This window comes from Shimia abyssi (assembly GCF_003014475.1).
GTDB lineage: Bacteria > Pseudomonadota > Alphaproteobacteria > Rhodobacterales > Rhodobacteraceae > Shimia > Shimia abyssi.
Genome location: NZ_PYGJ01000003.1, coordinates 159,009 through 171,285, shown reverse-complemented (window position 1 = coordinate 171,285; position 12,277 = coordinate 159,009). Strand labels below are relative to the sequence as shown.

Annotated in this window: 11 protein-coding genes and 2 pseudogenes; 8 read left to right on the top strand and 5 right to left on the bottom strand. The window is 51.0% G+C overall.

Annotated features, from left to right (window positions below; genetic code table 11):
- Positions 1–21: 21 nt before the first annotated feature.
- Positions 22–1,164 carry a GNAT family N-acetyltransferase gene (locus CLV88_RS07420; protein WP_106607753.1) on the bottom strand — a complete coding sequence of 381 codons (1,143 nt, stop codon included), beginning with the start codon at positions 1,162–1,164 and terminating at the stop codon, positions 22–24.
- The gene (locus CLV88_RS07415) at positions 1,164–2,450 is read right to left on the bottom strand and encodes an aminotransferase class I/II-fold pyridoxal phosphate-dependent enzyme (RefSeq protein WP_106607947.1); all 1,287 of its coding nucleotides are present in this window, start codon (positions 2,448–2,450) and stop codon (positions 1,164–1,166) included. The genes CLV88_RS07420 and CLV88_RS07415 overlap by 1 nt, the downstream gene beginning before the upstream one ends.
- Before the next feature lie 78 nt (positions 2,451–2,528).
- Between CLV88_RS07415 and CLV88_RS07410 the strand changes: the two genes are divergently transcribed.
- The 4 genes and pseudogenes from CLV88_RS07410 to CLV88_RS07395 form a co-directional block, all read left to right on the top strand.
- Entirely contained in the window at positions 2,529–3,521 is a 993-nt protein-coding gene (locus CLV88_RS07410; RefSeq protein ID WP_106607752.1) for an NAD-dependent epimerase/dehydratase family protein, read from the top strand.
- A 68-nt stretch (positions 3,522–3,589) separates the two neighbouring features.
- A complete protein-coding gene (locus tag CLV88_RS07405; protein WP_106607751.1) occupies positions 3,590–5,215 on the top strand; it encodes a B12-binding domain-containing radical SAM protein in 1,626 nt (541 codons plus the stop codon).
- Between the two features lie 222 nt (positions 5,216–5,437).
- The gene (locus CLV88_RS07400) at positions 5,438–5,974 is read left to right on the top strand and encodes a hypothetical protein (protein WP_133169923.1); all 537 of its coding nucleotides are present in this window, start codon (positions 5,438–5,440) and stop codon (positions 5,972–5,974) included.
- Positions 5,975–6,505: 531 nt separating this feature from the next.
- A pseudogene (locus CLV88_RS07395) lies at positions 6,506–6,736 on the top strand (integrase core domain-containing protein); the annotation flags it as partial.
- 87 nt (positions 6,737–6,823) lie between these two features.
- Here CLV88_RS07395 and CLV88_RS07390 read toward each other — a convergent pair.
- Positions 6,824–7,144: pseudogene (locus tag CLV88_RS07390) on the bottom strand (type III glutamate--ammonia ligase); the annotation flags it as partial.
- On the opposite strand from CLV88_RS07390, the gene CLV88_RS22995 reads away from it, so the two are divergent.
- The 4 genes from CLV88_RS22995 (at position 7,098) to CLV88_RS07375 (ending at position 10,372) form a co-directional block, all read left to right on the top strand.
- On the top strand, positions 7,098–7,379 hold the full coding sequence (locus tag CLV88_RS22995) for a hypothetical protein (RefSeq protein WP_165798822.1): 282 nt from the start codon (positions 7,098–7,100) through the stop codon (positions 7,377–7,379). The pseudogene CLV88_RS07390 and the gene CLV88_RS22995 sit on opposite strands and share 47 nt — an antisense overlap.
- A 345-nt stretch (positions 7,380–7,724) precedes the next feature.
- Complete coding sequence (locus CLV88_RS07385) at positions 7,725–8,333, top strand: thermonuclease family protein (RefSeq protein WP_243403595.1); 609 nt, start codon at positions 7,725–7,727, stop codon at positions 8,331–8,333.
- Between the two features lie 39 nt (positions 8,334–8,372).
- Entirely contained in the window at positions 8,373–8,612 is a 240-nt protein-coding gene (locus tag CLV88_RS07380) for a hypothetical protein (RefSeq protein ID WP_106607749.1), read from the top strand.
- On the top strand, positions 8,609–10,372 hold the full coding sequence (locus CLV88_RS07375) for an ATP-binding protein (RefSeq protein ID WP_106607748.1): 1,764 nt from the start codon (positions 8,609–8,611) through the stop codon (positions 10,370–10,372). The genes CLV88_RS07380 and CLV88_RS07375 overlap by 4 nt, the downstream gene beginning before the upstream one ends.
- Here the strand turns inward: CLV88_RS07375 and CLV88_RS07370 are convergent.
- Both CLV88_RS07370 and CLV88_RS07365 read right to left on the bottom strand, forming a co-directional pair.
- Positions 10,369–11,352: an HNH endonuclease signature motif containing protein gene (locus tag CLV88_RS07370; protein ID WP_106607945.1), complete on the bottom strand. Its 984-nt coding sequence runs from the start codon at positions 11,350–11,352 to the stop codon at positions 10,369–10,371. The genes CLV88_RS07375 and CLV88_RS07370 overlap by 4 nt on opposite strands.
- Before the next feature lie 59 nt (positions 11,353–11,411).
- Positions 11,412–12,068, bottom strand: a complete 657-nt coding sequence (locus CLV88_RS07365) for a hypothetical protein (RefSeq protein WP_106607747.1) — start codon at positions 12,066–12,068, stop codon at positions 11,412–11,414.
- Between the last annotated feature and the right edge of the window lie 209 nt (positions 12,069–12,277).

The following is a 12,277-nucleotide window of genomic DNA, read 5'->3' as shown; positions in this document are numbered from 1 at the left end:
GTCACGCTCCATTCATTATTGTTAGGGTTTCTTCGGCGTCAGGGCACGCTCGTACATTCGATAGGTCTTATACTGCTGTCCCCCGGACGCACGAATCAAGCCCAGTGAGGATTTATTATTCTCCCAAACCCAAGACAGCTCAGCCCGTCGATAAGGAAGACGTCCCGAAGCGCCCCCAGTCATGCCCAGATAGATCAGGGACAAGGCCACACCGTAGTGTTGCTTTTGGAATTCTGGCAATACAGCGACGACCAGAACCCGCGCCGTATCCAGTTTTCTGCGTTGCCACAACAAATGCGCATACACCAGCGGCGCCGGCCACCCCTTGGATCTGATCAACGCCGCATTAATGTTCGGCAGGCCCATCCAGAATCCCACCATTTCACCATTCAATTCCGCGACCGGGAAAATCCGGCGATCAATAATGTGCCGCATCTGTGCAGCCTCATCGACAAACTCTGCGGCATCGCGTTCGGTTGCACTCCAGTTCTCTTCAAAGCTCTCTGAAAAAATTCTATGAATCGAACGCAAGTCTCTGCGCATCGCTTCACCCTTGGTGTGGACGCTCCGAAAAGTAATTCCCGCCTTCTTTGCTGCTTCGTAGGACCGCTCAAAAACCCGCCGCAACGGCTCCATAGGATAGTCAAACGCAAATGCGTCGCGCGCACGGCGCCATCCCGCCCGTTCGATCAGAGCTGGGTAATAGTCCGGATTGTAAGGCATGCGAAACATTGGCGGCGTGTCAAATCCCTCGACCAATGTTAGCCCGCCGACATGCGTCACCAGATCAATCGGCCCCCTTGCCACCTCGCACCCTTGCTCAATCAACCATGCTGTCGCTGCATCAAACAGACTATCCGACACGCCAGAATCGTTGATGCATTCGAAATACCCAAAACTCCCAATGACTTGCCCCTCTTTTTCATTAAGCCTGTCATTCACCGAAGCCACAATTCGCCCTAGCAACCGCCCTTTAACATCTTCTGCCCAAAATGCCTGAAATCGTCCGTATTTGATAAATTTGGACTCGGGGCCCAACTGTCCCCTCACCGTGCCAGGTAGAGGCGGCACCCAATTGGGATCGTTCCGGTAGACCTCAAAAGCAACCCGCTCAAAAACTTTGAGTTCCTGGTCACGCGTGACGGTTCTGATCTGAAACGCCATTACGCTCCTGCTGTCATCTGGCGCGGTTCAAAATTACTGCGCATTTCAGTCATCGCCCGGGTCAACTGCAGGATGTCCTGCTCTGAATGCTGAGCATTGATCACCGCCCGCATTCTGGGACGGGCGATATACCATATTGGTGACACCCAAATCCCAAAATCTTCGATAAGATGACGTGCGGCGTGTTTCGGCGGAACATGACCAGGCAAGACAATTGGCAAAACATTCGTTTCACCCAAAACCTCAAAACCCACCTCTCCTAGCCGGTGTCTGGCGAACCTTGCGTTGCTCTGCAACTGGGTCACCAACTCCGGGTTGGCATGCAACTGACGGATCGCCTCAGCGGCCGATGCCGCAGCCGACGGTGGCAAAGAAATTGTACCGATCGAAGTGGGGCACGCATTCATCAACCGCTCCAAACCCTTGGAAAAGCCGCTGATTGCTGCCCCTGCCGAACCCGCAAACTTGGAAAACGTCGTCAGGATCACAGGATTCACACCCCTGGCCAAAATATCGGCTGGGCTCATCCCATGATACTCGCAAATACCTCCTCCATGAGCACCAATTGCCCCAGACGCGTGCGCCTCATCCAATACCAAAGTCGACCCTGGATAGTTTGACAGGATGTCCACCATCTCAGGAAGCGGCACAATGGTGCCATCCATAGAAAAAACTGAATCCGTTAACAACAGAATGCGATCATCTGGCTGCGCAAGTGCCTTCAGCTTTTTTCGCAGGTGCGACATGTCACAATGCTTATAGCTATGCACGTGCACTGGCGGGCTCTTGGTAAACACTTTACCTGATCGCGAACTGGCATTGACCGCCGCCGATGTTATACAGCCGTGATTGAGCACATCCGTCATCACCAAAACAGGACGATCATTGCGAAACCCCGGCACAGGTTTGGCCAAATGACAAAAGCCGTCCATAAACGCCTGTAGGGCCATCCATGCATTCAAAAACAGATGGGTATGCTCCACCCCTTTGAAACGGGCAATCTCCTGCTCTAACGCCTCATGCGGAGAGCTGCGCCCACACAGCGCCATGCATCCGCTGTTCGAAGTTCCAAAATCCTCAATGGCCTGGATCGCGGCGTCCTTGACCGCGCGATTCTGCGAAAATCCGAAAATATCGTTGTGGCAAAAGTTCAAAACGTCATGCGTATTCCCAGTTCTTGCGCACTCAATTGTCGCGCGATTACCAGACTTGGCCCGAACCACAAATTCATCAGGGTCCACATCCGCGGACATAACACTATTGTAGTAGTCATCAACAACTTGCATGAAAAAACTCAGAATAATCAGAGACAACGCGTTTTCGCGAGCCTACAGTTGAACCTAATTTAGAACAAGGATCAAAGAATGTCGTCGGGCAAAACCGCATTTGTGACCGGCGCTAACGGGTTTGTCGGCTCTCATACTGTCAGACTTTTGAACGAGCGCGGCTACAACGTGCGCGCCATGGTCCGCGCCAGCTCGTCTCTTGCGCGGCTTGATGGGTTGGACTTTCAGAAGGTTGAATATGATCTTGCCGCCCCGCGTTCAATTGACGTCCTGATCCATGCCATGACCGGTATCGATCTGGTGGTGCATACAGCAGCCTATGTTGACCTTGGTACTGTCGATCGTCCTTTAATGCGCAAGGTCAATCTCGACGGGACTAAACTTCTGCTAAATGCGGCCCAATCTGCAAACGTGGCCAGTTTTGTACATTGCTCAACAGTTCGCACGCTCGGCGATACCCAAGGAACCTATGCTCAGGGTGACTATGTGCGCACAGATCCCGACTTCGCCTCGTGCTACGACGAAACAAAAACTGCTGCCGAAGCTTTTGTCCTTGCCCGCAATCAGCCGGGTTTTGCAACCTACTCGGTGCTCCCTCCAGGGATCTTTGGGCCAGATGACCCGCATTTTGGACGTGCTCTGCGCACGTATATGAACGGCCGGCTCCCGGTTTGGCCTGCACAAGATCGCCCACTTCAAATGGTTCACGTTCGGGATTTGGCCGACCTATTCCTTCGCACGGCAGAGTTCGGTACACCGGGCACACGCTATATGGCGGCTGCCGGCGAAATAACCATGGGCGAGATTTTTGCAAAGCTCGGGGCCCTGTCCGGTCGCCGCCCGCCAATTCAACTCCCCGAGTGGTTTGTCCGTGCTCTCGCAGCGGTCATGGATCCAATCGGGCGCCTTACCGGGCAAAATCTTGCGCTCAATAATGAACGCATCACCTTCCTTTACGACAAAATCGTGCTGACTGATGCTTCGCGCAGTTTCGAAGAGCTCGGCTGGGCACCTATGCCACCTGATGAAATTCTGACCTCCATTGCGGCTGAGCGAGACAAACAAGGCTAAATATGTTTTACTCACACATATTTAGCTGACCGCCCCACATTCTTACCCCAAAAACGAGATCGCACATTATGAAAGTTCTGTTGATAAACCCGGATTTTCCACCCTCGTTCTGGTCATTTGAAGGCGCGCTCAAACTGCTGGGCGTTAAGTCGTTCTTACCACCGCTTGGTCTTTTGACTGTCGCGGCCTTACTGCCGCAGGAATGGGAATTTCGATTGATAGATCGCGAGTTCGAAGACGTGTCAGAGGACGACTGGGCTTGGGCTGAAATGGTCGTGCTCACAGGGATGATTGTACAACGTTCGGACATGCTGGACTTGATCAGACAAGGCAAGCAACGCGGTAAGACTGTAGTCGTAGGAGGACCCTACGCAATGTCTTTGCCTAACGAAGTTCTTGAGGCTGGCGCTGACTTTGCGGTTCTTGATGAAGGCGAGTTGACCATCCCGATGTTCCTCGAAGCTCTGGAGCGCGGCGAAACCTCAGGCACCTTTACCGCAAATGGGCAAAAGGCAGATATGACAACCAGCCCGTTACCACGATATGATCTGATCGACGTCAAAAACTACAATACAATGTCGATCCAGTTTTCACGTGGGTGTCCGTTTCTCTGCGAGTTCTGCGATATCATCACGCTGTTTGGCCGTAGACCTCGCACCAAAACACCCGCTCAAATTCGGGCTGAGCTAGATCAGATTTATGCAACAGGATGGCGCGGCGGCGTTTTCATGGTGGATGACAATTTCATCGGCAACCGTCTCACTGTGAAACCAATGTTGGAGGAAGTGATTGACTGGCAGCGTGAGCATAACTTCCCCTTTACATTCACAACCGAGGCCTCTGTCGATCTTGCCGAAGCCCCCGAATTGATGAAGCAAATGCGATTGGCAAACTTCGTGACCGTTTTCGTGGGCATTGAGTCACCCGACGAAGAGAGCCTTGTTCACATCAAGAAAAAACAAAACGTACGCGGCTCACTGATTGATCGCGTCAAGACGATCAACGCAAGCGGCCTCAAGATCATGGGCGGTTTCATTATCGGATTTGATGGCGAGAAATCCGGGGCTGACAAACGAATTCTGGAATTTGTCGAAGAAGCCCAGATTCCGATCGTCACAGTAAGTCTGTTACAGGCGCTCCCGAAAACCGCGTTGACGGATCGCCTCCGCGCAGAGGGGCGTCTTCTAGAAGATGACGCGGATGCCGATTTGAACTCTAGCAGCCTGACAAATTTCGTGCCAACACGTCCGCTTAGTGAATTGGCGCGGGAACAAGCATCGATTTATCAAGAGCTCTACGATCCCAAGCGGTTCATTGAGAGGGCGTTCCATCACAACATGGCAACCAAAGACGGCATTTTTCCGACAAAAGGTATGCCGCCATCTTCTTTGCCCCGCAACTCGGTCCAAGTTTTCGCTTTCCTCAAAGTCCTTATGAATCAAGGGGTTATTCGATCATCGCGGGTCGCATTCTGGCGCGGACTGTTCAGCCTGTTTCGACACAACAAGCCAGCTGTCAAAGGGTACATCTCTATGATGGGGCTCTATGAACACCTCTACAAGTTCAAGAATGATGTGCGAGTCGAAATGACTAGTCAAATCGCACAACTCAGCGAACAGGACCGCACCCGTGTCTGGCCCCCTCCCCCGCCCGAGCTAACAGCGCCAACTAAAGCCGGCGCAAAGGCCGGCTGACCTATTTTCGACACTATGAGGCGACATCAAAACCCGGGTACCGGAGTGCGAAAAAGGCGCGGTACAAACGTACTGACATGCGTGTTCGTTCTGGCAATATGGGTATTTTGTTGTGCAAAGCCATCCGCAGCACAAACACAAGCCTTCTCGGCCCAATTGTTCGGTCGGGAACTTGGCGTTATCACCTATTCTGAATCACCCGCGGCGCAAGGTCTTCGACAAGTGCTTATAGCCCGGCTGGACTCAACGCCACTTGGCGTCTTTGATGGCGTTTTCACCGGCATTCGAAGCCGCCAAGGGCACGGCACGAATCTCTATCACGTGCGCAACGTCTCGGCCAAAAAAACGCGCGACATTCGCATCACATTTGACGCTGAGAAGCCCACCGGAATAGACGTTTCCCCACCATTTACGTCCAAAAAATATGTGCCACCTGGCCTTGTCCAACCGGTGACAACCGACATGATTGACGCCTTTGGAAAAGTAGCGCGACACACCGACTGCCTGGAGCGGTTGCGCATTTTCGACGGGCGACGGGTTATCTTGCTAGAAAACACCGACAGCGAACTTCTAGGTGAGACACGTACCTGCATGATGTCTTACAGCGTCATCGACGGCCCCGGACATGTGCCGCCTTTCAATTTCCGCAACATGAAGGTCAAACTGGTCTACGCGCGGCAGGCTCCAACTGGCGACCAGTTGCGCAGCATTTCAATAAGGGTTGGGCTATATACGCTCCAGCTTCAACGTATCCGCTAAAGGCCTGACCACAGGAAACGGCCGCCCGAAACCAGTTGTAATGTTCAGTCAAAAGAAGCCGTTGAACACCATGGTTCATAAAGCGTTCAATTCGTTGCCGCTTCGGGCATTTGTGAAGTGTACCGCGCAACCGATGAGCCCGACATGTCGAGGTCTTTGGCCGTTTGGAACATCGGCTGCACCCAAGCACGATATCTCGCGTGTAATGCTCCCGTTTTGCATCCGGGAGCATCATCATTTTATAGGGGCGTTTTCCTTGTGTCATTCTTCAGCAACAATCTCAAGTGGGACGCCTTCTTTCGCGGCCAACGCTTTTGTATCCCGATAGGCCGGGATTTCTCATGGTCCCAAAGCTCGCGGGCTTGCTCGACTTGGGTCAGTTCGCGCCGCCCGTCATATGTGGCAAACGCTGTGCTGTCGCCTTCCAAAACTTGAACGACCCGGGCACGCACATTGTCACCATCAAAGCCGATAGCGTCGCAGAGATCATTGCACCGTTTTGCCCATGCGCCCGACTTTTTGGTCGAGAACGAAAACTTCAACGCATGCTTCCGAGACGAGCTGCTGAACGGAGAGGTCTTCTACAGCTCGCGAGAAGCGAAAATCCTGATTGAACAATGGAACCTCTCAACGATTGCGTGCATTCGCCTGTCGGTCAGCGGGAAACACTACAACACCAAACGACCACATAGTGCCTTGGGCTACCGCCCACCGGCCCCGGAAACCATGGTCCCAATGGAACCTAGGCCAATCATGCACTAACATTCAAACTGGAGCATTTAAGTGGGGCCGATCACAATTAAAGTTCTAGAAAGACCTCAATTTGAAGACTGCGTCAATTTTCTACAACTAAATGTCCAAAGTGTGCTCTTTCTCCCATCGAGAGAAATGCGAAACAAACGAATTCCATTCTTGGCGTTTCATCTTCAAAAAGGCTGATGAAAACTCCTCTCCCATCTCTGCCTTAAGAACATTGTCTCTGTCATATGCGCGCAATGCGTCCAACATATTGAGCGGCAATTTCGGCGCCCCTTGAACCTTATGACCGTCCGCATACATGTCGATGTCGTGACGTTTGCCTGGATCTGCCTTGGATCGGATGCCTGACAACCCGGCGGCTATTATGACTGCTTGCAGCAGATATGGGTTTGTCGCGCCGTCTGGCCGCAAGGTCGAAAAGGGTCCGGAGAACATCTACAAGCGTTTTGATCGCTGGAAGTACACCCACAGCGTCCAAGAGACTTATCGCTATCTGCCCTTAAAAGGCGCGATGAAAATCTACGATGAAATCGGTCCTGCGATTTTGGCGCTGCCTGACGACCAGCTGCCGGATCCTTTTGACGACGCCATTGTCGATGACTTCTACAAGTCGTTTGACGATGAGGCATCTGAAGAGGCCGCATAGAGGCTATAACCGCATAACAGCTTGTAAAAATTACGAAAAAGAGCCGCCCTGTAAAGCCGCAGGGCGGCTCTAATCTTTACCCTACCCCGGCCCTATAGCAGTCTTCTAACGGCGCTGTGTGGCGCGCACAGCGTCTCGGATTTTGGCGGATTTCTTGATTACTGGAGCGGGTGACCCAACAGCGTTCGCTCCAGTTGCACAAGTTCTGGCAGGCAGGCATCGCCAGCAGAACGCAGAAAACAGTCTTTGGCCGAGAGTCGCCAAAGGTTGGCTCCTTCTCAAAAGCATCTGACCTGAACATTGCCCACGTCTGCATTGAATTTGAAGCAGGAAAGGGTCGTTGTTTTGGAAGTCATATTTGGATTGATTGTACTGGCCGGAGCCATCCGCCTGATTGTTGTGGCGGCGCGGCGCAATGACGTGATCGAACCCTACAGGCCACGGCGACGGGAACCGTCGGTACGGAAGCCCAGAACGGCGGCAAAAAGGAAGCCTAGCCGCGTATCGCGCTTTGACGACAAGCACGCCACACACCTGCCTGAGCCGCAGGTCTTGTCCGGCGCTGCTTGGATTATCGATGGCGACACCATAACGATCCAGAAAACACAGGTAAGGCTGTTTGGCATCGACGCCCCCGAACTAAACCACCCCTACGGGCAAAAGGCCAAGTGGGCGCTGCACAAGCTCTGCAAGGGCCAGACAATCCGTGCGCATGTAACAGACGTTGACCACCACGGCAGGACCGTCGCCAAGTGCTATCTGCCCGATGGTCGCGACCTATCTGCCGAAATGGTGAAGATGGGCATGGCCATCGATTGGCCCAAATATTCCGGCAAGTTGTACACACACCTTGAAACACACGACGCCCGCAAGAAGCTGTTCCTGGCCGACGCCCGACAGAAAGGCCGTATGGACATCTGGTACCAGTTTGAGAGACGGCAACGGCAGGGGTGAAGGTGGAAGCGGACTTACTCGGGTTGGCGGTTATTCATTGTGTTTGGCTTTTCTTTTGCAGATGAACACATTCTTAACCTGGTAAAGCGCTCCCTTTCCAACCCAGAACTGCAGGTCTTCATCTGTTGTTTCAAAGAGGACAACTTGGCTGAAATGCAAAGCAAGTTCCGCGGTTTCAGCAACCTTGAACTGATTTCACTGGAGGAAGACCTCGACTTTAACGCGTTTAACGAAAAGGTTTTTTCAGCGGTCCCGAGCAGCACGGGCGAGAAGCCATGACAATATCAGTTGGGGAAGTTATCGCGGTTGTAGGCGTTGAAATTGAAATTCGTGCGTTTGAAAACTCAAATGTGGAAACGCACTTCTTTAATGGCGACAAATACAATGGCATTTCAATTCGAGAGTTTGTCTCGATTGAGCACGGATTTCGTCAAATCATTTGCGTTATCGAAGGTGAGTATCTTGATGAGAAGACAGCCGATAAATCTGGTCCTCAGCCAAAGTACATAAGAAAACTAAAAGCCAAGCCGATCGGATACTTTGAAGATGGTGAGTTTCGAGACGGCATCAAGTTTCTACCGAAAATCGGGGACAAAGCACATCTCCTATCGGAAAGCAGCGTCGGTAGTATCTTTGACGGAGATACCAACAGTCAGTTTGTAATCGGAAAACTGTTGAAGGAAGAACTTGATGTGTCTCTACCGTGGCAAAAAGTTTTTAATTCGCACCTTGGAATCTTCGGCAATACGGGCAGCGGAAAGTCAAACACATTAACCAAACTTTTTACCGTATTATTCGAGAACAAAATCGAAAAAGTTGCCCAACGGAGCAAGTTCGTGTTTCTCGATTTCAATGGCGAATACACCGGAGAACAATTGACGGGTGAGGAGCACAAATCAGTCATCCGCCTAAGTACGAGAACTGGTGAAGCAGATAAGTTCATGCTGACGGAAGATGAGTTTTGGGATGCCGAAACACTCGGTATCTTGTTTCACGCCACTACAAATACTCAAAAGCCATTCTTGAGAAGGATAGTCGAAGGGCGAAAAACATATGAAGCTGAAGCGGATGGTCTGAGCGACTTCGCCAAGGCGATGTTCGCAAAGACTCTTCGATCAGAACATCCAAATCCTGAAGCACTCGAACTCCTCAAGTCGCTAAGCACTCACCTTGACCTAAGTGCGGAACTTAAATCCGCCATTCATAATGTTGGCTACCACCGAAATAACTCCGCCTTTTATTATCACGGCAACTACTTCAATGTTGATGACGCTACATACAATGCGTTTTTCAGGGAACTTGTGGACGCCATAGATTTTGCGGAGATTAACGGCTTCAGAGAACTTCAAGTTCGCGCAGAACTCAAACTAATTTCCGACCTGCTTTATGGATCGGTCCAATACGAACACATTCAACCTTTAATGCGTCGAATAGATGCGATGATGACCGATTTTTCTAAGGTACTCGGGGTGGCTAACGACGACCATGTTGATAACACCGTAACTGTTATCTCGCTCCGCGAATGCAAGCAGGACATAAAGAAAACGATCCCTATCTTGATTGCTAAGCATTACTATGAGTTGCATAAAACTTCTGTGCAGTCTCCCCCGAATAAAACGATGCATATCGTAATTGACGAAGCGCACAATATTTTGTCTCAGCAATCCAATAGGGAAGCTGAGAGTTGGAAAGACTATAGGCTGGAGTTGTTCGAAGAAATAATTAAGGAAGGGCGAAAATTTGGCATCTATATTACTATTTCAAGCCAAAGACCTGCCGACATTTCACCGACTATTGTTTCCCAGCTTCACAACTATTTCATTCATAGGCTCGTGAATGATCGAGACTTGGCATTGCTGGAAAACACTATTTCGACTTTAGACAGAATTTCGCGAGGCCAGATACCAAACCTTCCACAAGGTGCCTGCGTAGTTACGGGAACCACGTTTGATGTTCCAATGTTGTTGCAGATTGACAAGCTGCCCAAGCATCAGGAGCCTGACAGCAGCGACGTGAACCTAGAGGAACTTTGGCACTAACAGTAATCGTCGAAAGTGTCTCCACCATCCCATTGTAGCCCTCTCTCAATGGTGAAGACTTTTTCGGCTCCTTCTAGTGTGAAGAATGTCCCCAAACTTTCATGGACAAAGACGCCCTTCTCAATTGAGACTTTCGCTACAGACCAGTCCTTGACCGCATTTTCGTCATGCTTGCAGTGGACGACCAATGCGTCCTTCGCCTCCGATATGGCCGCCTGCACAACAATTGACTGCCCATAGTGAGCAACCCCGAAAACTTCGTCTGGCTTCAAGTTCGCGCAATACTCTGCGAGTGCTTCATCCGTAACTGCATCAGGACAACTGGGGAATTTCGAAGGAGTACGCCAATTTCGTTGCATAGCTCCATGCGTTTTCGACTGCACAAGTTCCTCTTTTGGTTCCAACTCCTCAACGACTGTAGGGATTGACCGAAACACCCATTCCCCCAGCGTTCCGCCCGAAGGCAATCCGTCTTTATGCGCCCAAGCAAGCAGTCTTTCTTTACTGGCTTTTGCTTCCTCTGGTGTGACCGTCCTCATCCATTCAAAATCTGGCGTAAGTTTACCGGGCAATGCCCGACTGGGGTCTTCCAAAAATGCCTCTAAACTTCCATACGCGCTCTCAATTCGCTTTGCAGTGATCGGGTTTTTCAACAAATTTTCTAGGCGCGTCACCCAACGAAGGTTTTCCGGTCGATTGTTGTTTCGGTTAGTGTCTTCATGATCGACCACGTAGTTCCCCGCGGGCTGCTTACCATGGAATGCTGTAGCCACAATACGATGCACGGGTACGGAAGAAATCAGTGGGTACCCCTTGAATTTGCACGGTTTCCCAAATGTCCAGGATTCATCTAGAGGCCGCTTTCTTTTGCCTTCTCTCTTGCCCCGCAAAACGGCCCCGTTATCGCGCACTCGGTAGCTTTCACCTCGATAATTGCACTCTTCTTCTCGGTCGTAGTCTTCAGTCGATACTTCGGTCATGTTCCAACCCCTTGTTGCTCGCTCAGCCAAATCCACTTTTCGTGCATCAAACCGAATCCTCATATCCCGCTTACTGAAACATCGTTGACCAACATTTCCGCGAGTTTCGCTCGGTCCCCATGCTCAAACCTTTTCGCCAAAAGAGACGCCAAAGACCCCAGAAACCAATCAGGCAAACTGTAGTAGGACGGCGTAGACAATAGGCTCATCGTAGTTGGGTCAGTCATTTCTAGGTCAGGAGAATCAGCTGCAGCCTTCCCGACATGCCTCAACGTTTCGACCGCAGCTGCACTTCGGCTGGCTTCGTTGAGAGTAGTTAGTTCGATTGCCCCAATGAGATGTGCGGCCAATGCCTTAGCTGCAGCCACTTCTTCATCCAGTTCCGCTTTACGCTGATCAAATGGGGCTTTTCTCCGAAAATGACCTTTTTGTTCGAGGCCGTCAAAAACTGCGACGTCGATTTCGTTCTCATTGTCAAAAGCTGAGAACCGAATGTGGTTTAGTCGCCGATACGCCGCTTCTAAATCGTTTTGGGTCCAACTTGGGGGAAGGTTCTCCAAGTCTACCAGCTTCTCGAGCGCCTTGCTTGGAGCATCGGGTGCGGAAAAGTTCGAGTTGATGTTCACCTTCAACTCGTGACGAACCGCTTCTACATCGCGCTTAAACTCTTCCTTCTGCCGAAAGCGAGCCTGCTTCTCTGCGTTAGATAATGGCATGGTTATGTAACCTTTGTAACCTTAGTTACTTTTTTTAACTGATTCCTCCTCGTTGTCAAACATCAAGAATGAAAAGCGCTCACCTGCCAAAAAACCCGCGCGAGCCAATGCACGAATTTTCGGTGATAAAACAATTCAAGTTACCTAAAGTCGTAGTGAAGTCGTACAGCCGCAATGGGACAGCAGGGCTTGAGTGTGAAACGAGACTC

Bases quoted from the DNA above. Each gene is read 5' to 3' on its own strand.
- CLV88_RS07420 (WP_106607753.1), bottom strand. From the start codon at position 1,164: ATGGCGTTTCAGATCAGAACCGTCACGCGTGACCAGGAACTCAAAGTT.
- CLV88_RS07415 (WP_106607947.1), bottom strand. From the start codon at position 2,450: ATGCAAGTTGTTGATGACTACTACAATAGTGTTATGTCCGCGGATGTG.
- CLV88_RS07410 (WP_106607752.1), top strand. From the start codon at position 2,529: ATGTCGTCGGGCAAAACCGCATTTGTGACCGGCGCTAACGGGTTTGTC.
- CLV88_RS07405 (WP_106607751.1), top strand. From the start codon at position 3,590: ATGAAAGTTCTGTTGATAAACCCGGATTTTCCACCCTCGTTCTGGTCA.
- CLV88_RS22995 (WP_165798822.1), top strand. From the start codon at position 7,098: ATGACTGCTTGCAGCAGATATGGGTTTGTCGCGCCGTCTGGCCGCAAG.
- CLV88_RS07375 (WP_106607748.1), top strand. From the start codon at position 8,609: ATGACAATATCAGTTGGGGAAGTTATCGCGGTTGTAGGCGTTGAAATT.
- CLV88_RS07370 (WP_106607945.1), bottom strand. From the start codon at position 11,352: ATGACCGAAGTATCGACTGAAGACTACGACCGAGAAGAAGAGTGCAAT.
- CLV88_RS07365 (WP_106607747.1), bottom strand. From the start codon at position 12,068: ATGCCATTATCTAACGCAGAGAAGCAGGCTCGCTTTCGGCAGAAGGAA.